Source organism: Bradyrhizobium sp. FW305-F6 (assembly GCF_058782905.1).
This window is the reverse complement of record NZ_JBYSYD010000002.1, coordinates 1,625,241-1,646,251: the sequence shown is the minus strand read 5'-3', so window position 1 is coordinate 1,646,251 and position 21,011 is coordinate 1,625,241. Positions and strand designations below refer to the sequence as shown.

Annotated in this window: 23 protein-coding genes and 1 other RNA gene; 9 read left to right on the top strand and 15 right to left on the bottom strand. The window is 65.1% G+C overall.

Annotation, left to right across the window (positions count from 1 at the left end):
• Positions 1 to 60: 60 nt before the first annotated feature.
• Positions 61 to 1,560 carry a phosphomannomutase/phosphoglucomutase gene (locus tag AC3WLX_RS19160; protein WP_492337117.1) on the top strand — a complete coding sequence of 500 codons (1,500 nt, stop codon included), beginning with the start codon at positions 61 to 63 and terminating at the stop codon, positions 1,558 to 1,560.
• Between the two features lie 113 nt (positions 1,561 to 1,673).
• Here AC3WLX_RS19160 and AC3WLX_RS19155 read toward each other — a convergent pair whose 3' ends face one another.
• The 3 genes from AC3WLX_RS19155 to AC3WLX_RS19145 form a co-directional block, all read right to left on the bottom strand.
• Complete coding sequence (locus tag AC3WLX_RS19155) at positions 1,674 to 2,513, bottom strand: sterol desaturase family protein (protein WP_492337116.1); 840 nt, start codon at positions 2,511 to 2,513, stop codon at positions 1,674 to 1,676.
• A 9-nt stretch (positions 2,514 to 2,522) separates the two neighbouring features.
• The gene (locus AC3WLX_RS19150; RefSeq protein WP_492337115.1) at positions 2,523 to 2,840 is read right to left on the bottom strand and encodes a cysteine rich repeat-containing protein; all 318 of its coding nucleotides are present in this window, start codon (positions 2,838 to 2,840) and stop codon (positions 2,523 to 2,525) included.
• A 73-nt stretch (positions 2,841 to 2,913) separates the two neighbouring features.
• The gene (locus tag AC3WLX_RS19145; protein ID WP_492337114.1) at positions 2,914 to 3,135 is read right to left on the bottom strand and encodes a hypothetical protein; all 222 of its coding nucleotides are present in this window, start codon (positions 3,133 to 3,135) and stop codon (positions 2,914 to 2,916) included.
• A 182-nt stretch (positions 3,136 to 3,317) separates the two neighbouring features.
• Between AC3WLX_RS19145 and AC3WLX_RS19140 the strand changes: the two genes are divergently transcribed.
• Positions 3,318 to 4,040 (top strand): response regulator, encoded by a 723-nt coding sequence (locus tag AC3WLX_RS19140; RefSeq protein ID WP_492337113.1) that lies wholly within the window; start codon positions 3,318 to 3,320, stop codon positions 4,038 to 4,040.
• On the top strand, positions 4,040 to 5,389 hold the full coding sequence (locus tag AC3WLX_RS19135; RefSeq protein WP_291621216.1) for a sensor histidine kinase: 1,350 nt from the start codon (positions 4,040 to 4,042) through the stop codon (positions 5,387 to 5,389). Before AC3WLX_RS19140 ends, AC3WLX_RS19135 begins: the two co-directional genes overlap by 1 nt.
• Before the next feature lie 30 nt (positions 5,390 to 5,419).
• Here AC3WLX_RS19135 and AC3WLX_RS19130 read toward each other — a convergent pair whose 3' ends face one another.
• The 9 genes from AC3WLX_RS19130 to AC3WLX_RS19090 all read right to left on the bottom strand — a co-directional run bounded on the left by AC3WLX_RS19130 (position 5,420) and on the right by AC3WLX_RS19090 (position 12,905).
• On the bottom strand, positions 5,420 to 5,929 hold the full coding sequence (locus AC3WLX_RS19130; RefSeq protein ID WP_492337112.1) for an Lrp/AsnC family transcriptional regulator: 510 nt from the start codon (positions 5,927 to 5,929) through the stop codon (positions 5,420 to 5,422).
• 97 nt (positions 5,930 to 6,026) lie between these two features.
• Positions 6,027 to 6,944, bottom strand: coding sequence for a sugar kinase (locus AC3WLX_RS19125; RefSeq protein ID WP_492337322.1), 918 nt, complete (start codon positions 6,942 to 6,944; stop codon positions 6,027 to 6,029).
• 11 nt (positions 6,945 to 6,955) lie between these two features.
• On the bottom strand, positions 6,956 to 7,897 hold the full coding sequence (nudC, locus tag AC3WLX_RS19120) for an NAD(+) diphosphatase (protein WP_492337111.1): 942 nt from the start codon (positions 7,895 to 7,897) through the stop codon (positions 6,956 to 6,958).
• A gap of 11 nt (positions 7,898 to 7,908) precedes the next feature.
• Positions 7,909 to 8,328 carry an HIT domain-containing protein gene (locus tag AC3WLX_RS19115; RefSeq protein ID WP_061879605.1) on the bottom strand — a complete coding sequence of 140 codons (420 nt, stop codon included), beginning with the start codon at positions 8,326 to 8,328 and terminating at the stop codon, positions 7,909 to 7,911.
• Positions 8,329 to 8,503: 175 nt separating this feature from the next.
• Entirely contained in the window at positions 8,504 to 9,631 is a 1,128-nt protein-coding gene (locus AC3WLX_RS19110) for a muconate cycloisomerase family protein (protein WP_492337110.1), read from the bottom strand.
• Positions 9,628 to 10,383: an SDR family NAD(P)-dependent oxidoreductase gene (locus AC3WLX_RS19105; protein WP_492337109.1), complete on the bottom strand. Its 756-nt coding sequence runs from the start codon at positions 10,381 to 10,383 to the stop codon at positions 9,628 to 9,630. Before AC3WLX_RS19105 ends, AC3WLX_RS19110 begins: the two co-directional genes overlap by 4 nt.
• Entirely contained in the window at positions 10,383 to 11,177 is a 795-nt protein-coding gene (locus AC3WLX_RS19100; RefSeq protein ID WP_492337108.1) for an amino acid ABC transporter ATP-binding protein, read from the bottom strand. The genes AC3WLX_RS19105 and AC3WLX_RS19100 overlap by 1 nt, the downstream gene beginning before the upstream one ends.
• Complete coding sequence (locus AC3WLX_RS19095) at positions 11,174 to 11,836, bottom strand: amino acid ABC transporter permease (protein WP_291621230.1); 663 nt, start codon at positions 11,834 to 11,836, stop codon at positions 11,174 to 11,176. The genes AC3WLX_RS19100 and AC3WLX_RS19095 overlap by 4 nt, the downstream gene beginning before the upstream one ends.
• 223 nt (positions 11,837 to 12,059) lie before the next feature.
• Complete coding sequence (locus tag AC3WLX_RS19090; RefSeq protein ID WP_492337107.1) at positions 12,060 to 12,905, bottom strand: transporter substrate-binding domain-containing protein; 846 nt, start codon at positions 12,903 to 12,905, stop codon at positions 12,060 to 12,062.
• A 184-nt stretch (positions 12,906 to 13,089) separates the two neighbouring features.
• Between AC3WLX_RS19090 and ffs the strand changes: the two genes are divergently transcribed.
• The 5 genes from ffs to AC3WLX_RS19065 all read left to right on the top strand — a co-directional run bounded on the left by ffs (position 13,090) and on the right by AC3WLX_RS19065 (position 16,836).
• Positions 13,090 to 13,186: signal recognition particle sRNA small type (ffs, locus tag AC3WLX_RS19085), an RNA gene on the top strand.
• Positions 13,187 to 13,282: 96 nt separating this feature from the next.
• Positions 13,283 to 15,133, top strand: coding sequence for a DNA polymerase III subunit gamma/tau (locus AC3WLX_RS19080; protein WP_492337106.1), 1,851 nt, complete (start codon positions 13,283 to 13,285; stop codon positions 15,131 to 15,133).
• Positions 15,134 to 15,158: 25 nt separating this feature from the next.
• Positions 15,159 to 15,479, top strand: a complete 321-nt coding sequence (locus tag AC3WLX_RS19075; RefSeq protein WP_291626742.1) for a YbaB/EbfC family nucleoid-associated protein — start codon at positions 15,159 to 15,161, stop codon at positions 15,477 to 15,479.
• 233 nt (positions 15,480 to 15,712) lie between these two features.
• Entirely contained in the window at positions 15,713 to 16,315 is a 603-nt protein-coding gene (gene recR, locus AC3WLX_RS19070) for a recombination mediator RecR (RefSeq protein ID WP_028138898.1), read from the top strand.
• A gap of 89 nt (positions 16,316 to 16,404) precedes the next feature.
• Positions 16,405 to 16,836: a hypothetical protein gene (locus AC3WLX_RS19065; RefSeq protein ID WP_291626744.1), complete on the top strand. Its 432-nt coding sequence runs from the start codon at positions 16,405 to 16,407 to the stop codon at positions 16,834 to 16,836.
• Positions 16,837 to 17,000: 164 nt separating this feature from the next.
• Here AC3WLX_RS19065 and AC3WLX_RS19060 read toward each other — a convergent pair whose 3' ends face one another.
• The 3 genes from AC3WLX_RS19060 to AC3WLX_RS19050 form a co-directional block, all read right to left on the bottom strand.
• A complete protein-coding gene (locus AC3WLX_RS19060) occupies positions 17,001 to 18,362 on the bottom strand; it encodes an AmpG family muropeptide MFS transporter (RefSeq protein ID WP_492337105.1) in 1,362 nt (453 codons plus the stop codon).
• A gap of 198 nt (positions 18,363 to 18,560) precedes the next feature.
• Entirely contained in the window at positions 18,561 to 18,863 is a 303-nt protein-coding gene (locus AC3WLX_RS19055) for a GIY-YIG nuclease family protein (protein WP_492337104.1), read from the bottom strand.
• Between the two features lie 127 nt (positions 18,864 to 18,990).
• Entirely contained in the window at positions 18,991 to 20,190 is a 1,200-nt protein-coding gene (locus AC3WLX_RS19050) for a DNA recombination protein RmuC (RefSeq protein ID WP_492337103.1), read from the bottom strand.
• 169 nt (positions 20,191 to 20,359) lie between these two features.
• Here AC3WLX_RS19050 and def point away from each other — a divergent pair, with 169 nt between their 5' ends.
• On the top strand, positions 20,360 to 20,887 hold the full coding sequence (gene def / locus AC3WLX_RS19045; RefSeq protein WP_492337102.1) for a peptide deformylase: 528 nt from the start codon (positions 20,360 to 20,362) through the stop codon (positions 20,885 to 20,887).
• Positions 20,888 to 21,011: the final 124 nt, after the last annotated feature.

Below are 21,011 nucleotides of genomic sequence, written 5' to 3'. Positions count from 1 at the left end.
CTGCGGCCCGGCATTCGCTAAGGCTGCATCAATTCCCGCTCTTTTGACGAGACCGTTTCCATGTTCCCGAAGCCGAAATCCGTCTTGTTGCCCAACACTTACGCCTTCGAATCCGAGCCGATGGTGAAGCCGACGGGCTTTCGCGAGTACGACGCGCGCTGGTTGTTCCAGAAGGAAATCAACCTGATGGGTGTGCAGGCGCTCGGCATGGGGCTGGGCGCGCTGATCGCCGAGCTCGGCGTCAAGCAGGAGATCGTCACCGGCCACGATTTCCGCGGCTATTCGGCCTCGATCAAATATGCGCTGATCTCCGGCCTGATGGCGGCGGGCTGCAAGGTGCACGACATCGGCCTCGCGGTGACGCCGATGGCCTATTTCGCGCAATTCGATCTCGACGTGCCCGCTGTTGCCATGGTCACGGCCTCGCACAACGACAATGGCTGGACCGGCGTGAAGATGGGCGCCAACCGTCCGCTCACCTTCGGTCCGGACGAGATGACGCGGCTGAAGGAGATCGTCCTGAACGCCGAGTTCAAGAACAAGGACGGCGCCTCCTACCAGTTCCACGAGAATTATCCGGCGCGCTACATCGCCGACCTCACATCCCGTCCGAAGCTTAAGCGCAAGCTCAAGGTGGTCGCAGCGTGCGGCAACGGCACCGCCGGCGCCTTCGCGCCGCAGGTGCTGGAGGCGATCGGCTGCGAGGTGATCCCGCTCGACACCGAGCTCGACCACACCTTCCCGAAATACAATCCGAACCCCGAGGACATGGAGATGCTGCACGCGATCCGCGATGCGGTGCTGCATCACAAGGCGGATGTCGGCCTCGGCTTCGACGGCGACGGCGACCGCTGCGGCGTCGTCGACAACACCGGCGAGGAAATCTTTGCCGACAAGGTCGGCGTGATGCTGGCGCGCGACATGTCGGCGATCCACAAGGACGCGCAGTTCATCGTCGACGTGAAATCGACCGGCCTGTTCATCACCGATCCCGTATTGCAGAAGCAGGGCGCCAAGACCGCCTATTGGAAGACCGGCCATTCCTACATGAAGCGCCGCACCAACGAGACCGGCGCGCTCGCCGGCTTCGAGAAGTCGGGCCACTTTTTCTTCAACAAGCCCTATGGCCGCGGCTATGACGACGGCCTGGTTTCGGCGATCGCGATCTGCGACATGCTCGACCGTGCGCCCGGCAAGTCGATGGCCGACCTGAAGAATGCGCTGCCGAAAACCTGGTCGTCGCCGACCATGTCGCCGCACTGCGCCGACGAGACCAAATACGGCGTCATCGACCAAGTGGTGAAGCACTTCGAAAGCCTGCAGGCCAAAGGCGCGAAGATTGGGGGCCAGGCGATCCGAGATCTCGTCACCGTCAACGGCGTGCGCGTCACGGTCGAGGACGGCAGCTGGGGCCTGGTGCGCGCCTCCTCCAACAAGCCCGAGCTCGTCGTCGTGGTCGAGAGCCCGGTCTCCGAGCAGCGCATGCACGACATGTTCGAGATGGTGAACAGCGTGCTGCGCACGCATCCCGAGGTCGGCGAGTACAATCAGAAGATCTGAGCGCTAAAGCGCGATGAGATTTGGATGAATCGTCATCGCGCTTTAGGTTGTTGTTTGCGCATGGTCTTTTCGGAAAACCGCTTCGCACTCTTCCGGATCATGCTCTAACGCGCTCAGCCTCCGGGCGGGCCGAACAGGGCGCGGAGCTTCGCGCCCGCTCCCCGTGCCTTCCAGGCGTCGCCCAGCATCGCGATCCATTCGCCGAGCGCAATCCGGATCGGGTTGAAGGATTGCACGCCGCCGACGAGGCCGAACCGGAGCGGCTGGTCGGAGGGATGTTCGGCAAAGGTCCCGAACAGGCGGTCGAACACGATCAGGATGCCGCCGTAGTTCTTGTCGAGGCACGTCTCGTTGCAGGCATGGTGCACGCGATGGTGGCTCGGCGTGTTGAGCACCCATTCCAGGACACCGAGCTTCGGCCCGAACTGGCTGTGGATGAAGAATTGATAGAGCAGGTTGATCCCGAGCATTGCCACGATCGCGATCGGATGAAATCCGATCAGCGCAAGCGGCAGGAAGAACAGGAAATTGCCCGAGATGTTGCCGGTCCAACCGAGCCGGATCGCCGCAGTCAAGTTCAGCCGCGTCGTCGAGTGATGCACCGCATGTGTCGCCCACATCCAGCGAATGCGATGCGAGGCCCGATGCTGCCAATAATACAGGAACTCGCTGCCCAGGAATAATCCCGCGAGCGCAGGCGGGGCGGTCTGCGTGAAGTCGAACAGCCGGTGCTCGTACAGGAACGCGAACGGCACGGCGACGAGGCCGGCCTCGATGGCGCGAAGCAGGTTCTGTCCCAGCGCAACGCCGAACGAGGCGGCGCTTTCGCGCCAGTCGTGGGTGTCGCGATGCGCAAGCCGTCCGATGCCGTATTCGAGCAGCATGAGGCCGAGCGCGGTTGCGAGGATCAGTTGCCTGAGAATCGGGTCGAGCAGAAGCGAAGCGTAGCCCACGGCATTCTCCTATTTCGGCACCGCGCCGGTACTGACGGCATTGTCCCGCAGCGCCTGCGCGCGCGGCAGGGCTTGCGCACAGGACGAGGAGAGCTGGCCGGCGTGGGATTGCAGGCAGGCGATGATGCGCCCCCCACCCGGTGCAATGCCGCTGCACAGGCGGTCAAGGTCGGTGCGGCACGCCTGCATGATGGCCCTTGCTTCGCTGCGCATCTGCGGCGTGATCTGCGTCTGCAATTGCGTCTGGGCGAGCACGGGGGTCGAGGTTGCAAGGCCGAGGACGACGATGGTTGCGGCTTGCGGCAGAGAACGGAAAATCGAGGGCACGGCGCGGATCCTTTCTGATTGGATGAGGTCGGCCGTCGCCGCGCGGGGCTGACGCGGCGACGGCTGCGTTGCGTCAGCGCGAAACCGTGCCGGTGCGGGTGTAGGTGTTGCCGGCGGGACCGGTGCGCGTCACGTTGCGCGTGCAGCTGCCGTTGGCGCAGCTTCCCGTCGCGGTGACGTGCGAGGTGCCGCGCGGCCCGGTCGCTGTCGCCGACCGCGTCCAGGCATTGGCGTCGGCCGCCGCCGCGACCGACAGGGTGCCGAGGACGAGGGAGGTGAGGAAAAGCTTGGTCATGGTCGTCGTCTCCTTCTGGGGCTGCCGAGAGGGGTAGCCGTGCGGAGGAGACTGGGGCTGCTGCGTGTGCGCCGCATTGCCGAAACGAAACGATTTTTATGGCTTTGTCCGACCCGTGTAACACTATGTAACAACGGCGCGCGCGCCCTTGCCTGACGCGAGCCGTTGCCCACAATGCAGCCATGAACGCGCAAGCAGCCACGATTCTCATGGTGGAGGACGATCCCGAGATCAGCCGCCTCGTTGCCGATTTCATGCGGCGAGAGGGGTTCGAGATCGCCTGTGTCGCCGACGGCAAGGCCATGGATTCGATGCTCCAGCGCCTGCGGCCCGATCTCGTCATCCTCGATCTGATGCTGCCGGGCGAGGACGGGCTGTCGATCTGCCGCCGCCTGCGCGCCGACGATTCCCTGCCGATCCTGATGCTGACCGCCAAGAGCGATGAGATCGATCGCGTCGTCGGCCTCGAGATGGGCGCGGACGATTATCTGACTAAGCCGTTCGGGCCGCGCGAGCTCCTGGCGCGGGTTCGCGCCATCCTGCGCAGGGCCAACGGAGCTCCGGCCAAGCCGCTGGTCCGGCGTTATGCCTTCGACCGTTTCGTGATCGATCTCGACGCGCGCAGTGTCGAGACGACCGAGGCCGAGGCGCCTGAGCTGCAATTGACCAGCGCCGAGTTCGATCTGCTCGGCTGCTTCGTGCAGCGGCCGCGAAGGGTGCTCACGCGCGACCAGATCCTCGACTGGACCCGCGGCCGCTCGGCGGAGCCGTTCGACCGCACGGTCGACATGCTGATCTCGCGGCTGCGCCGCAAGCTCGACGGTGCAAGTCCCGGCTCCAACCTGATCACGACGGTGCGCAACGGCGGCTATCTGTTCACCGCGACCGTCAAGCAGGTGTCGTGATGCTGCGCGTGACGCTTGCGGCGCGGCTCGCCCTGATCGGACTGGTGGGGATTACCCTGGTGACTACCGTGGTCGTCGCGATATTTTACCGGACGACCCTCCGCGAGAACGAGCTGACCCGGCCTTCGCCCGCGCGTCTCGATGCGCTGGCGGCGCTCCTGGAGCGAACGGATGCGGGTTCGCGGCAGGCCGTGCTCGACGCGGTGTCTTCGCCGCAGTTCACCGTGCGGATCGTGCCGTCGGGCACGCCGGTCGGCGGCGAGACGCCGCCGGATCAGCAGGAACTGCGCGAGACCTATGCGGCGGGCCTTGCGGGCCGCCCCGTTGAGATCGTGCCGCCGTCGGATCATCGGGGCAGCCGGCTGTTTCCCCGCCTCGCGCGGCTGATGGCCAACGCGATCGAATTCCGCATCGGCCTGCGCAGCGGCGATCTGCTGGTCATCGACGCCTATACCCGCCTGCCGGTGACCCAGTTCGGGCTGCCCGTGGGTTTCGGCGCAGGCCTGTTCGGCTCGATCGTTGCCCTGCTGGCGCTGCTGGTCATGCAGCGCGAGACGCGGCCGCTGGCGCGGCTCGCCGCCGCCGTCGACCGTGTCGATCTGTCGGCCGATCCGCCGCCGCTGCCGGATGCGCGTCGCAGTGCGCCGGAGATCCGTGCCGTCATCGCCGCGTTCAACCGCTTGCAGGGGCGGCTTGCCGAAATGCTGCGTGCGCGCATGACGCTGGTTGGCGGCATCGCCCACGACGTCAGGACTTTTGCGACACGGTTGCGGCTGCGCGTCGAGCACATTCCCGACGACGCCGAGCGGCAGCGGGCGGTCGCCGACATCGACGACATGATCCGCCTGCTCGATGACGCGCTGCTGTCGACGCGGGCGGGTGCCGGCGGACTATCTCAGGAGATGGTCGAACTCGCCGCGCTGGTGGCCGCTGAGGTGAACGACAGGCATGCCCAGGGAGCGGCGGTCGATCTGGTCACGGACGAGCGAGCGCGCGACGTCGTCGTGCTCGGCGACCAACTCGCTTTGAGGCGGGTCTTCGCCAACATCATCGACAACGCGCTCGCCTATGGCCATGCCGCGCATGTGCGCACGGCCCTCAAGGACGGTGCCGTCGTGGTGTCGATCGGCGACGAGGGTCCCGGAATTCCCGCCGATCAGCGTCAGACCGTGCTCGAACCGTTCCACCGGCTGGAGAAGTCGCGCAATCGCGCAACCGGCGGCGCCGGTCTTGGTCTCGCCGTTGTTCGCAGCCTGGTCGAGGCCCATGGCGGGACGATCGCGATCGACGCGGCGCCGGGCGGCGGCACGCGCGTCAGCGTCACCCTTCCGGTGTTTCAGCCGGCTTGAAGCGTTTTCGGTCGAGGGGGGTAATCGGCGTCAGGCCGTCACCACTGCGGGAATCGGCAACGCGGTAACGGACTTGATCTTCTCCATCGCGAAGCGCGAGGTGACGTTCTTTAGCGGCACCGCGCTGATCAGCTTCTTGTAGAACACGTCATAGGCCTGCATGTCCGCGACCACGACGCGCAGCATGTAGTCGACGTCGCCGGCCATGCGATAGAACTCCATCACCTCCGGCATGGCGCTGACGGCTTCGGCGAACTTCTTCAGCCAGGCATCGGAATGGTCGGAGCTCTCGACCGACACGAACACGGAGATGCCGAGCCCGATCTTGTTCTGGTCGACGAGGGCGACGCGCTTGATGATCACGCCGTCGGCCTCCAGCCGCTGGATACGCTTCCAGCAGGGGGTCGAGGACAGGCCGACGCGGTCGCCGATCTCGGCCACCGAGAGAGAGGCATCCTCCTGAAGGACCATCAGGATCTTACGGTCGATGGCATCGAGGCGGCGGCTGGTCTCGGGGAGCTGGACGGCGGCATCAGTCATCTGAAGAACTTTGTTCCATTTCAGGGGCCGATTTCCGTGATATAGAGAAAATCATTCCACCGCAAGCCTAGAATCCCGGCGCGGCGGTGGAATAGCTCTATCGGCGGCCCCGCAAAAACTCTTCAACGTCAAGGCGTTGCGGGGCGGCAAAGCCGCCGCCATGGCGGGTGCATTTCAGCGCTGCGGCGGCCGCGGCGAATCGCATCGCCTCCCCCAACCCCTTGCCCTCGGCGAGGCCGAGCGCGAATGCGCCATGGAAGACGTCGCCGGCGCCGAGCGTATCGACCGCCTGGACCGGGAACGCCGGCACCTCCTCCAGCGCGCCCGCCTGGTTCAGCCAGATCGTGCCGCGCGGGCCCCGGGTGGCCGCGAGGACGGCCGGAGTCAACTCCGCCAGGCGCTTCAAGGCCGCGCCGTCGTCAGCGATGCCAGCGGTCTCCTGCAGCTGCGCGCTGGCGAAAAGCAGATGCGAGGCGGCCGTGAGCAGGCCGTCCTGCGGCGCCATGGCGCGGTCGACGCCGACGATGACGGGAATGCCGCGCCGGCGGGCCTCGGCGCAAAGCGAGGTCGCGAACGCCGCGCAGCGGCTTTCGACGAGCACCGCCTGGCAATCGGCGAGCAACGCATCGGCCTCGGGCAGCATCACGGTCCACAGCGCGGGATCGCGATAGATGGTGAGCGTCCGCTCGCCGGAGGGCTCGATCATGATCGCCGAGACCGGCGTGCTCAGGCCAGGCATGCGCACGATGTGCGTGGTGTCGATGCCCTCCTGCGCCATCTGCGCCAGAATGAAAGCGCTCGACGTCTCCCGCGCATCGCCCATGGGACCTGCGAACGCGATGCGGCCGCCAAGTCGCCCCATCGCGATGGCGGCGTTCAGCGCGTTGCCGCCGCAAACCTCGGCGAGATGGCTGGCGTTCGCCTTGCTGCCACGTTCGGGCAGTGCCTCGACCCGCAGGATGACGTCGCGCACCGGCATGCCGATGCAAAGGATGCGCGGCGCGGTGCCGGCCATCGTCGTTCGACTCAACTGCTCTTGTCGTGCACCCAGCGGCCGAGCAGATGATGAGCGATGGCGAACGGATGCGGCCCGACAAGCCCGTCCGGATGCGTCCGCGTCAGCATCTTGGCCGCCTCATCGCGCGTGAACCAGCGCGCGTCTTCCAGCTCCATGCGATCGACGATGATGTCGTCGTTCAGCGCTCGCGCGCTGCAGCCGATCATCAGCGACGACGGATAGGGCCAGGGCTGGGTCATGTAATACTGCACGTCGGTGCAGCGAATGCCGGACTCTTCGAAGATCTCGCGGCGTACCGCGTCCTCGATGGTCTCGGCCGCCTCGACGAAGCCGGCGAGGCAGGAATACATCCCTGCCGGAAACTGCTTCTGCCGGCCAAGCAGGCATTTGTCGCCGGACGCCACCAGCATGATCACGACGGGGTCGGTGCGCGGAAAATGCTCGGCCTTGCAAGCCGGGCAGTCGCGCTTCCAGCCGCCTTCCTTCATCGCGCTGCGCGCACCGCAATTGGCGCAATAGCCGTGGCGCTGATGCCAGCTCACCATCGACTTTGCCATTGCGATCGCCGAAAGCTCCTCGGGTGGGATCGCGCCCTGCATCGCCATGCCGCGCAGCTCGGTTGTGGTGTAGTCCTCGCGTCCCACCAGCTTCTCGGCCGCCGCCTGCGACATCCCCATGCCGAACACGGCCGCGCCATCGCGCAGGCCCAGAAAGATCGTGCCTGGATTTGCGCCGCATTTCAGCGCCTCGTCGATCCCGAGCAGCGCGCGCACCTTGTCGCCCTCGCGCTTCACCAGCAGCGAGTCGCGATGGACGACGTAAGCGCGCGATGACGGCTTCTGCTCCAGCGCGAACAGCTTCTCGTCGTCGCGGCGCAGATGCGCGGCGCGGTCGAGAATGTTGGTGACGAAGGCCGGCTGCCCCAGCGGAAACGCATCGAATGCTGACATTTCTCGTTCTTTCAACCTAACCAGATCTTGCGGCGAAGCGCGCTGATGAAATTCTGCACTTCAGTGGCGTCGTGCGCCAGCGGCTGCATCACGCCCCACACCGGCCGCGGCCAGGCCGCGTCGCTGGTTCGGCGTGCGATGATGTGGACGTGCAGCTGCGGCACGAGGTTGCCGAGGGCTGCGACGTTGAGCTTGTCGCATTTGGTGATCTCCTTCAGCGCGCGCGAGACGCGGGAGATCTCGGTCATCAGCTGCGCCTGCTGCACCTCGTCGAGATCGATGATCTCGACCGCATCGGGTCGTCGCGGCACCAGCAGCAGCCAGGGGTAATGGGCGTCCTTGATGACCAGCACCTTCGACAGCGGCAGATCGCCAATGTCGATCGTGTCCTCTTTCAGGCGGGAGTGCAGCGACCAGGCGGGTTCGGGCATATGCGTTTCCGGACGGCCCGATGGGAGCGGGCTTTGTTTGGAGCGACCATACGATAGGGCGTTAGCAAGGGGAAGGTTGCCAACTGCATACACGCTCGTCGTCCCGGACAAGCGCCCAGGCTCGCGCTTTGCGCGCCCCGGGACGACGACAGAGCTTGTGGTCGTGGGGGTGCCCTTACGCCTCCGCCAGCACTCTTGCGTTGGCGCGGACCGAGGCTTCGCTGACGCGAATGCCGAGGCCCGGGCCGTCAGGCACGACCACGTGGCCTGCGTGGTTGGCGACGCGTTCTTCCAGCACGTCCTCGGTGAGCACGTGATGTGGCATGTAGAATTCGCAGCCGAGCGAGATGCCCGGTGTTGCCGCGATCAGCTGGGTGCCGGCGGCAAGCCCGATGCCGCCCTCCCACAGCGTGCCGCCATAGCCGGGCAGGCCGGCAATATCGGCAATCGCCATGATCGCCTGGGCCTCGAACAGGCCGCCGGCCTTCATCAGCTTGATCGAGACCGCGTCGGCGGCCTCGCGGCGCACCACCTCCATCATGTCGCGGCGGTCGAAGCAGCTCTCGTCGGCCAGCACCGGCGTTTCCAGCGCCGCGGTGAGCTGCGCCATCACGTCGAGATATTTGCGTGGCACCGGCTGCTCGATGAAGGTCGGCGCGAACTCTTCGACGTCGCGCAGGATCTTGATGGCGCCGAACGGCGCCAACGCCTGGTTGTAGTCGACGCGCAGATCGACCTTGTCGCCGAACTCCTTCCGGATTGCGTCGAGATGCGCGAGGTCCTCGCGATGCGGTTTCACGCCGGTCTTGACCTTGTAGATGACGTTGCCATCCGGAACCATCTTGCGCATGCGCTCGAGATCGGCGGCGAAATCGGGATCGGCGATCGAGAAGGAAAGGGGGATGGTGTCGCGCACGCGGCCGCCCAGGAGGTCGGCGACGGAGAGGCCCGACGATTTGCCGACGATGTCGAGCAGCGCCATCTCGATCGCGACTTTGGCCTCGGCATGGCCGACCAGCGCGCGGTCGAGCTCGGCCATCAGCGCGCGAATACGCCGCGCCGGCCTGCCAAGCACGATCGGCCTCAAGTAGATATCGAGCGCCGAAAAGGCTGCTTCCGGCGTTCCCGTAAAGACCTCCCACGGCGCCGCTTCGCCCCAGCCGACCACGCCGTCGCTTGACGTGAGCTCGATCAGCACGCGCTTCACGGTGCCCTTGACGTTGCCGACGCCTTGCAGGCGCGCCATCCTGATCGGGCTTTCGATCAGGAACAGCCTGAGACGTTCGACGGTTGCTTCGGTCATGTCAGGCCTCCATTGACGTGCCAAACCTGGCCGGTGACGTAGGACGCCTTCGGTGACGCCAGGAAGGCGATGATTTCTGCGACTTCCTCGGGACGGCCGCGGCGGGCCATCGGAATCAAGGCCTCGGTGGCGGCGATCTGCTCCGGCGAGAGGCGGCTCTCGCCCGGTCTGTCCTTGACGATCAGGCCCGGCGACACCGCATTGACGGTGATGCCGTCTTTCGCGAGCTCGATCGCGGTGAGGCGTACCAGCGCCTCCAGTGCAGAGCGGCTGGCGGCCGTCGCTGCGAAGGGCGCGAATTCGGGCCGGATCGCGTGCGCGACGAAGGAAGATACGGCGACGATCCGCGCATCGCGCCCAGCACGGAGTTGCGGAAGCGCAAGCTTCACGAAACGCGTGAAGGCGAGAGCGGATTCGTCCATTGCCTGCATGAATTGATCGGCCGGCGTGCCGATCGCGCTGCCGCGACGGGCGTGGCCTCCAATCAGGATCAATCCGTCAAGCCGACCGAAATCGAGGTGCGCCGTCGCGCACGCAAGCGTCACGGCGACTTCGTTGGCGAGATCGCCGAGGCATGTTGCAACGGCCGCACCACGTGCTTCGGCATCCGCTTTGGTCGCCTTAAGTCCGTCCTCGTTGGATCGGGTGTGCAGCACAAGCCCGATGCCGGGCGCGGCGAGCAGTTTTGCAGTGGCGCGGCCGATGCCGCTGGCGGCGCCGGTGACGAGATAGACGCGATCGATTTCGGACATCACGATACTGTATTTGCCGGCGGCAGCGCGCCGGTGCGGTGGAAATGGCTGAGGAAGGCACGTGTCGCGCTTTCCTTGGGACTGTCGATCACCTGCCGCGCCGGACCTTCCTCAACCACGATTCCGTCGCGCATGAAGATCAGGCGGTCGGCGACCTCGCGGGCAAAGGCGATCTCGTGGGTCACGATCACCATGGTCATGCCTTCGGATGCCAGCTGCTGGATCACGTTCAGGACTTCGCCGACCAGTTCAGGATCGAGCGCCGAGGTCGCTTCGTCGAACAGCATCACGTCAGGCTCCATGGCGAGCGCTCGCGCGATCGCGACGCGCTGCTTCTGCCCACCGGAGAGCGTCGCGGGGTATTGGTCGGCCTTCTCGGCGAGCCCCACCTTGGCAAGTTGTGCGCGCGCGAGCGTTTCGGCGTCCGCCTTGGCCATGCGCCGCACGGTGACCGGTCCTTCCATCACGTTCTGCAGCGCCGTCATGTGCGGGAACAGGTTGAAGTGCTGGAACACCATGCCGGTGGTGGCGCGGAATTTCGCCAGCGCCTTCACATCAGGAAGCTTCGCTCCGTCGCCGAATGCAAAGCTTGTGTCGCCGACGCGGACGCTGCCGCCGTCGGGCACGACCAGCAGATTGATGCAGCGGAGCAGGGTCGACTTGCCGGAACCCGACGGGCCGATCAGCGCGACCACACCGCCCTTGGCGACATCGAGATTGATGTTCTTCAGAACCTCGTTGCTGCCGAAGCTCTTGCGCAAGGACCGGATCTCGATTTTCGGCATCTCGCTCATTCGCCGACCGCCAATCGCTTCTCGCCGCGGCGAACGAGGATGGTGAGCGGAATCAGGATCGCCGCATAGGCGACCGCAACCGCGGTGTAGGTTTCCAGCGGCCGGTAGCTGTCATGGGCCGCGACCTGGCTCTGATAGACGAGGTCCGGCACCGCCAGCACCGAGACCAGCGAGGTGTTCTTGAACTGGATGATCGACTGGTTCATCAGCGCCGGAATCATGCGCTTGATCGCCTGCGGCAGCACGATGCGCCGCATGCTCTGGCTCGGAGTCATGCCGAGCGCGGCGCCGGCTTCCGACTGGCCCTTGTCGATCGAGACGATGCCGCCGCGGATGATCTCCGAATAGAACGAGCCGCCATAAAGCGAGAGCGCCAGCGCGGAAGCCGTGATCGGTGTCATCTCGACACCGGCGAGGATCGGAAGCGCGTAATAGAACCAGATCAGCTGCACCAGGATCGGCGTGCAGCGAAACGCCTCGATGAAAGTGAGCGCGAGAAGGCGCAACGCCTTGAAACGCGACAGGCTGCCGAACGCGCCGAGCAGGCCGAACAGCAGCCCGCAAACCACGATGACGATGGTGAAGCCGACGGTAACGCCGAGCCCGTTGAGAAAGAGCCAGCGATAGCTCCAGAGGATGCCGAAGTCCCACTGATACATATTTATTCGGACCTCAGTCGCGAAGTGGCTTGGACAGCGCGAGCCTCGGGCTCGGCGCACCTCTCCCGCTTGCGGGAGAGGTCGGCGCGAAGCGCCGGGTGAGGGCTCTATCCTCTTGGGGAGTCTTTCCAGCGGAGACACCTTCTCCCCCGCCCTCTCCCGCAAGCGGGAGAGGGAGCGGAGCAGAGCGTGCCGACGGAGCTCGACCCAAACTCATCGCACTTTACAGCGAAACCCCCGGCGGAATGTCCGCTTCCGTCACGCCCACCAACTCCATATTCGTGATGATCGCGTTGCGGATGAAGCCGAGGCCCTTGTTGAAGTCGATCCAGGTGTTGACGTAGTCGCGCCAGGTCTTGTCGGTTTCGCGGCGGAAGCCGGCATTGGACGTGGTCGCGAAGATCGGCGTCGGCAGCACCAGCTGGCCGAGCGAGGGATTCTTCTTCAGCACGGTCAGCGACAGCATGGTGATCAGGCACTGCGCGTTGACCCGGCCGGTCTGCAGCGCGGCGGTAGCATCGTCGGCGGTCTTGAGCCGCGTGATCTGCGCCTTCGGCGTCAGGCGGCTCACCACCTGGTCGTGCGAGGAGCCCTGGTCGACCGCGATCTTGATGTCGGGCGAGTTCAATTCGGCCCAGCTCTTTGGCTTGAAGTCCTTCTTGCAGAGGATGCCGAAGGCATTGTTGAACACCGGCACGGAGAAATCGACCACCAGCGCGCGCTTCGGGGTCGGATTGAGGCCGAAGAAGATGTCGATCTTGTTGGCCTGCAGGTCCAGCACCGAATTGCCCCAGGTGGTCTCGGTGATCTCGAGCTCGGCCTCCATGTCGTCGGCCAGCCCCTTGGCGATGTCGATGTAGAAGCCCTTCCATTGGCCTGAGGTGAGGTCCTTCATGTAATAGGGCGCGCCGCCCCCGACGGCGCCGATCCGCATCTTCTTGGTCCGGCGGATGCGGGCGAAGGTCGATTCGCTGGGATCGGCGGTCTGGGCCACGGCCGGCGCAGCCAGCGCGGCCGCGGTCATGGCACCAAGTCCGACAATCGATGCAACATCACGACGTGTAACCATTGGGATCTATCGCTTTTCTGGTTGGCTGGAGTTCCACCGGGCGTTCTTAGCAAGCTGGTCCATGCGACGAAAGCACAGCCTGGCAGCTAGGCAAGCCGGGAATTGCCCGGAGTCTGGGCAGACCTCAATGGTTCGAGCCGATACCCGCTTGCTTTCCGCTCCCTTTGGCCCCAAATAGGCACCGGGAGATTGGCGGTGGACGAGCCACTCGCCAACCGGGTCAGGTCCGGAAGGAAGCAGCCCTAACGAGGTCCGGATCGGGTCGCTCGTCAGTCTCCTACCTGTTTTTCCGAGCGAACCAGCGCCGGCGGGTCTCCCGCCAGCGCGCTCCTTTCCGCAAAAGCCGGCCGAGAGAGACTTCTATTGCGGATCGACCGATGACCGACGCTGGCGCCCCCCAAAATCCTGATAGCGCCGGCCCGGCCGGCAACGCGCCTTACCGGGTGCTGGCGCGCAAATACCGTCCCTCCTCATTCGACGACCTGATCGGCCAGGAGGCGGTGGTCCGCACCGTCTCCAACGCGTTCGAGACCGGGCGCATTCCGCAGGCCTGGATCCTCACCGGCGTCCGCGGCGTCGGCAAGACCACCACCGCCCGCATCCTGGCCCGGGCGCTCAACTACGAGATGCCGGATGGTTCGGTGAAGGGCCCGACCATTCACATGCCGACGCTTGGCGTGCATTGCCAGGCGATCATGGAAAGCCGGCACATGGACGTGCTGGAGATGGACGCGGCCTCGCATACCGGCGTCGACGACGTCCGCCAGATCAACGACAGCGTGCGCTATGCCCCCGCCAGCGCCCGCTACAAGGTCTACATCATCGACGAAGTCCACATGCTGTCGACGGCGGCGTTCAACGCCTTCCTGAAGACGCTGGAGGAGCCGCCGGAGCACGCCAAATTCGTGTTCGCGACCACCGAGATCCGCAAGGTCCCGGTCACCGTGCTGTCGCGCTGCCAGCGCTTCGACCTGCGCCGCGTCGAGGCCGACGTGCTGATGACGCACCTCGCAAACATCGCAGCCAAGGAAAACGTCGAGATCGAACCGGAGGCGCTCGGCATCATCGCGCGCGCCGCCGAAGGCTCGGTGCGCGATTCGCTGTCGCTGCTCGATCAGGCCATTGCGCACGCGGCAGGCCAGGTGAAGGCCGACGCGGTCAGGCAGATGCTGGGCCTTGCCGACCGCACCCGCGTCATCGACCTCTTCGATTCGCTGGCGCGCGGCGACATCGCCGCGGCGTTCAAGGAATTTCGCGACCAGTACGATGTCGGTGCCGATCCCGTCGTCGTGCTGTCAGACCTCGCCGAATTCGTCAACTTCGTCACCCGCGTGAAGATCGTGCCGGCGACCGCCGACAACGTCGCCTATGGCGAGACCGAGCGCGTGCGCGCGAAGGATTTCGCTTCGAAGATCTCGATGCGCGTGCTGTCGCGGATGTGGCAGATGCTGCTCAAGGGCATCGCCGAGGTGCAGGCCGCGACGCGGCCCGCCGCCGCGGCCGAAATGGTGCTGGTGCGCATCGCCTATGTCGCCGACCTGCCGACGCCGGATGAAGCCATCAGGATGCTGGAGCAGAACGGCGGCGGCTCGCCGGTCGCAAGCGGCGGCAGCGCGCGCAGCGGTGCGCCGGCCGCTCCGATGGCTTCCGCTGCGCCGGTCTCTGCAGCGCCGGTCTCGGCCGCGCCTGTGCGCATGGCGACATCGTCGCCATCAGCGTTCGGCGGTGGCGCCCGGCCGCAGATGGCAGCGCCTGCGCCTGACACGCAAGGGGCGGCGCCGCAGTTGCGGATCACGAGCTTCACCCAGCTCGTCGCGCTAGCGGGGCAGAAGCGCGACATCATGACCAAGAGCGCGCTCGAAGGCGACATGCGCCTCGTCCGTTTCGAGGAGGGCCGCCTCGAGGTCGCGCTCGAGCCCAATGCCTCCAAGACCATGATCTCGGAGCTTGCGAAGAAGTTCGAGCTGTGGACCGGCCGGCGCTGGACCATCGTGGTCTCCAACGAGCAGGGCCAGCCGACGCTGCGCTCGGTGAACCAGGCCGCCAAGCAGGAGCATGCCCGTACCGCGGAAGCCGATCCGCGCGTGCAGGAGGTGCTGTCGCGCTTCCCCGGCGCCAAGGTCGTCGAGGTCCGCAGGCTTGCCCCAGAGGCGCCGGAGACCAATATCAATGCCGACTATGGCAGTGACGATCCGCCCGACGGTTCCGACGGCGACGACGATCTCTGAGCCATTCATTCAAGGACGAGCACCCATGGCTGATTTTCTCGGCATGATGAAACAGGCGGCGCAGCTGCAATCCAAGATGCAGGAGATGCAGGACCAACTCGCCAACGTCGAGGTCGAAGGCATCTCCGGCGGCGGTCTCGTCGCCGTGCGCATGACTGCCAAGATGGACGTCAAGGGCGTCAAGATCGATCCTTCGCTGATGAAGGCGGAGGAGCGCGAGGTGCTGGAAGACCTGCTCGTCACCGCCTTCGGGGATGCCCGCCGCAAGGCGGAGACCGCGATGCAGGAGAAGATGCAGGCCCTCACCGGCGGCCTCGGCCTGCCCCCGGGGTTGTTCGGCCAGTAATGGGATTCTTTTCGTTGAATCGATCTGTCCGCGGTCTCGGCTCACCTCTCCCCATCGGGGAGAGGTCGATTTGCTCCTGGCGATGCGAAGCATCGTCCAGCGCAAATCGGGTGAGGGGCCTCAGCTCCCACGAGGGTACGGAACCCCTCACCCGCGCCTTCGGCGCGACCTCTCCCGATGGGAGAGGTTTGCGACCGTCCTTGCGGCGCAATGATCGCAACATGGTTTAGCAGATGGGCGCTGTTGCAGGTCCTGAAATCGAGCGGCTGGTCCAGCTGCTCGCGCGGCTGCCGGGCCTCGGCCCGCGCTCGGCGCGGCGCGCGGCGCTGCACCTGATCAAGAAGCGCGAAGCACTGATGATGCCGCTGGCCTCGGCCATGCAGGTGGCGCTGGACAAGGTCCAGGTCTGCAAGACCTGCGGCAACATCGATACGCAAAATCCCTGCACCGTCTGCACCGATCCGAAGCGCGATCCTGCCATCATCGTCGTCGTCGCCGATGTCGCCGACCTCTGGGCGCTGGAGCGGGCCAATGCCACCCAGGGGCGCTATCACGTGCTGGGCGCGACATTGTCGCCGCTCGATGGCGTCGGCCCGCAGGACCTCACCATCGACGCGCTGGTGGCGCGCGCGCATGATTCGCAGGTGCATGAGATCATCCTGGCGCTGAATGCGACGGTGGACGGCCAGACCACGGCGCATTACATCACCGATCTCCTTCAGGACGCCAATGTGAAGGTGACGCGGCTCGCCCATGGAGTTCCGGTGGGCGGCGAGCTTGATTATCTCGATGAAGGTACGCTATCGGCTGCCATGCGGCAGCGGACCCTGTTCTAGAGCGTTTTCGAGCGAAGTGGGTACCGGTTCGCGTGAAGAAAACGCGTCATAACAAGAATTCCCCTCCATAGATTCACGGAACGGACGACATGACGAAACTTTTCGCCACGCGCATGGCTTTGGTCGCGATGATGACGGTGCTGGTGAGCCCGGCCATCTCGGCGCAGCAGGGTGACGAGACGCCGCCGTCCAAGCCCGGCAAGCCGATCAACACCGGCGACGTGCTCTCAGGCGAGCTGAACGCGATGAAGGTCCGCGACGTCAAGAACGGCAAGCGCGTCGCGACCTACCAGATCACCTCTGAGCCGCGGCGCCTGCCGCCGCCGAACGGGCTGTGCAATCTCGAGACCGGCCCCGAGACCTTCCAGCTCGTCACCTCCAGCGAAGCGCAGACCACGCAGCTGAAATCGTTCGTCGGCAAGGAAATCTCCGTGAAGGTCGACGAGATCGCCTGCGCCAGCGATGCCGGCCAGATGAGCGAGGCCGTGATCACGAAATGGAGTCTGGTCAGGAAGCAGTAAGGGGCGCGCGCCGCTGTCTCCGCCGTCATTGCGAGAAGCCCTTGCGACGAAGCAATCCAGACTGCCACTGCGGTGACAGTCTGGATTGCTTCGCGGAGCCTGTCATCGGGCCGCGCGTTCGCGCGGACCCGGTGGCTCGCAATGACGAAAGAGAGAGGGGAATTCTAGACCCGCACCTGCTCCAGCGTCTCGAAATGCCCGCGCCTCTGCAAGTAAGCCAGCAGCATCAGGCTGGGGATGGCGACGAGGACGGAGATCGCGAAGAACATCGGCCAGCCCGTGGCCTTCGCCAGATAGCCTGCGCCCGATGACAGATAGGTGCGTCCCACGGCGGCGAGCGCCGTCAGCAGCGCATATTGAGTGGCGGTGTGCAGCGGGTTCTGGCATAGCGCCGAGAGATAGGCGACGAAGATCACGGTGCCGATGGCGTTGCAGAAATTGTCGGAGGTGATGGCGAGGGTCAGCGCCCATTCGTTGACGCCGACCAGCGCCAGCCACGAGAACGACAAATTGGACATCGCCTGCACGATGCCGCCGATCCACAGGCTGGTCGCGAGCGAATAGCGCCGCGCCACGAAGCCGCCGGCAAAACCGCCGGCCAGGGTCGCCACGATGCCGACGCCCTTGACGATCACGGCATAGTCGTTCCGCGTGAAGCCGATGTCGATCACGAACGGCACGGTCATGTTGCCGGAAAACGCGTCGGTGAATTTGAACAACACGACGAAGGCGAGCACGACCCATGCTTCCTTGCGTCGCAAGAATTCCGAGAACGCGCCAAGCGCGGCATGGAACACCCGCGTGAGCGCGTCCTCTCCCCGCGCGGCGGCCTCGGCGCGCTCGGATTGTGCGGGCTCGGTGGCGGCCAGCGCCGTCACCGTGCCGATCAGCACCAGAGCCGCCATCACCACATAGCCCCACATCCAGGCGGCGCCGCGGGGAACGATCGCCTCGAAGCCGGTGACGATGAACAAGGCGCCCGCGGTCGATATCAGCATGCCGATGCGATAGGCCGCGACATAGGCGGCCATGCCGGCGGCCTGCTCACTCTCGGGTAGGCTCTCGACGCGGAAGGCATCGACCACGATGTCCTGCGTCGAGGACATCGTCGCGACGAGGAGCGCGCCAAGCGCGACGAACAGCGGCGAGCGCGCCGGATCGGTCAGCGCCAACAGCAGGATCGCGCCGATCAGCAGGGCTTGCGAAAACACCAGCCAGCCACGGCGGCGTCCCAAGGCGCGGGTGAAGAACGGCACGTGCAGCGCATCGACCAGCGGCGCCCACAGGAATTTCAGGGTGTAGGGCGTTCCGACCAGCGCAAACAGTCCGATGGTTCCGAGATCGACCCCGGCCTCGGCCATCCACACCAGCAATGTCGATCCTGACAGCGCCAGCGGCAGGCCGGAGGAGAAGCCGAGAAACAGCACGATCAGCACCCGCGGCTGCAGGTAAACGGCAAGGCTGTCGCGCCAGGAGGGCGCGGGGGCCGAGCTTGCGGCGGATGAAGTCGCGTCGGGTGCGGTCATGGGGGGCGTGTTAGCAGATTCTGGGGGAAAAGACTCTTCGAAGCTCAGTGGGGCGGATGCTCTCTCCACCTCACCGCGGTCATCGTCCGCGAAGGCGGACGATCCAGTAATCGCCAACGTCTCGACTCAATCACGACTGCCGCGGCGTACTGGATGCCCCGCCTTCGCGGGGCATGACAGTCGTGGGAGATGACGGCGTTATGGTGGTCCGGCTATCCCGGGATAGAGATCATCCCAGTTTGGGTTATGCTGCTCGATCAATCGAATCTTCCACGCTCTATTCCACTTCTTCAGCCGCTTCTCCCGCTTGATCGCGTTCTCGGGATCGTCGAATTGTTCGAAGTAAACAAGTCGGGTGACGTCGTACATCTCCGTGAAGCTTTCGATGACCTTCAACCTGTGCTGCGCCACGCGGCGGATGAGATCGTTCGTCACCCCGATATAGAGCGTTCCACCAATCTTGCTGGCAAGGATGTACACGTAGTAGCAGCGTGCGCCCATCTGCCGCCTCCCATCCGCCGTCATCGTCCGCGAAGGCGGACGATCCAGTACTCACCGGCGACCCGGTTCAATCACCTCCGCTGCGGCGTACTGGATGCCCCGCCTTCGCGGGGCATGACAGTGTGCCCTACTCCCCCGCCTGAAGCTTCCGCGGGAACAGCTCTGCCGTTCCCGTCGCCACCAGCCGCGGAGCCTCCGGCGCATCGCTCTTGCTGAAATCCAGCTCTTCGATTCGGCCTGCGCGCTTCTCGATCTTGTCGGCGGAGATCAGCACCTGGCGGACGTCCTCGTTCACGTCGGCAAAATGCTTCTGCAGCTTCAGCACGCGATCGCGCAGGCGGCCGAGATCGTCGCCGAGCTTGATCACCTCGGTGCGGATCTGGTCGGCGGCATCGCGCATGCGCGCGTCCTTCATGATCTGCTGCATCACCTGGATCGCGAGCATCAACAGCGAGGGCGACACCAGCACGACGCGAGCGCGATAGGCCTTCTGGATCACGTCGTCGAAGCCGTCATGGATCTCGGCGTAAACCGATTCCGACGGCACGAACATCAGCGCCATCTCCTGGGTCTCGCCGGCGACGAGATATTTCTCCGCGATGTCGCTGACATGCTTCATCACGTCGCCGCGCAGCCGCTGCGTGGCGACGCGCTTTTCCTCGTCGGTGCGGGCGTCGTGCAGCGCCGTCATCGCCTCCAGCGGGAACTTGGCGTCGATGCAAAGCGGGCGCTGATCGGGCAGGAACACGACGCAGTCCGGGCGTTTGCCGGTGGAGAGCGTGAACTGGAACTCGTAGGCACCCTTCGGCAGCCCGTCCTGGACGATCGCCTCCATCCGCGCCTGGCCGAAGGCGCCGCGCGACTGCTTGTTGGCGAGCACGTCGCGCAAGGTGGTCACTTGCGTGGTGAGGTCGGTGAGGTTCTTGTGAGCGCTGTCGATGATGCCGAGCCGTTCATGCAGCGCGCGGAGGCTGTCCATGGTGTTGCGGGTCGAATGTTCCATGGACTGGCCGACCCGATGCGTCACCGAATCAAGCCGCTCGTTGACGGCGCGCGCCATCTCGGCTTGGCGGCCGGCGAGCGCCTGGGTCATGGCATCGACCCGGCCCGACGACTCACTCTGCGCCCGCAGCACCTCGCTCAGCCGTTCCTCAAGCTCGTCGGCCCGGATCGCGTTCGCCATGGCGAGTTCCGCGCCGCGCCGCCCCGAGCGCGCGATCACGACCGCAATCACCACCAAGAGGATGAGGACGAGGATGCCAAAGCCGATCAGCGCATCGATCGTGCGCACCGGCCAGTCGCCGAGCAGGAAGATGATCTCGTTCATGTGCCCTTCTAGCGCGATTCGCCGGCATTCGCGAACGAAGAGGGAACATTTATGGTTAATCAACCCCTAATTTTTATGGTTAACGACGTCTGAAGTTTTATGGTTAGCGAGAGGTTAACAGGTTCCTGCCCGCATTGACCGCATTCAGCCTGGGGCTTAAATCGCGGCCATGGCCCTCAGAGAAATCATCATCCTGCCCGACAAGCAGCTGCGTCTGGTCTCCAAGCCGATCGAGAAGGTCACCTCGGAGATCCGCAAGCTTGCCGACGACATGTTCGAGACCATGTATGACGCGCCGGGCATTGGCCTCGCCGCGATCCAGGTCGCGCAGCCGCTGCGCCTGATCACCATGGATCTCGCCAAGCGCGACGAGAACGGCGAGACCAAACCGCTGCCACGCGTCTTCATCAATCCGGAGATCATCGCCTCGTCCGAGGAACTATCGGTGTACGAGGAAGGCTGCCTCTCGATCCCCGAATATTACGAGGAGGTCGAGCGTCCGGCGAAGGTGCGCGTGCGCTTCACCGATCTCGACGGCAAGGTGCATGAGGAGGATGCGGAGGGCCTCTACGCCACCTGCATCCAGCACGAGATCGACCATCTCAACGGCGTCTTGTTCGTCGACTATCTGTCGAAGCTCAAGCGCGACCGTGTCATGAAGAAGTTCGAGAAAGCCGCCAAGCGCGCGGTGGAGTAGGCCACGTCCTTCGCCGTCATGCCCGGCCTTGTGCCGGGCATCCACGTTCTTTGCCGCCGCGAGCAGGAAGAACGTGGATGGCCGGGACAAGCCCGGCCATGACGAGTACCTTGCTCGTTTCGAG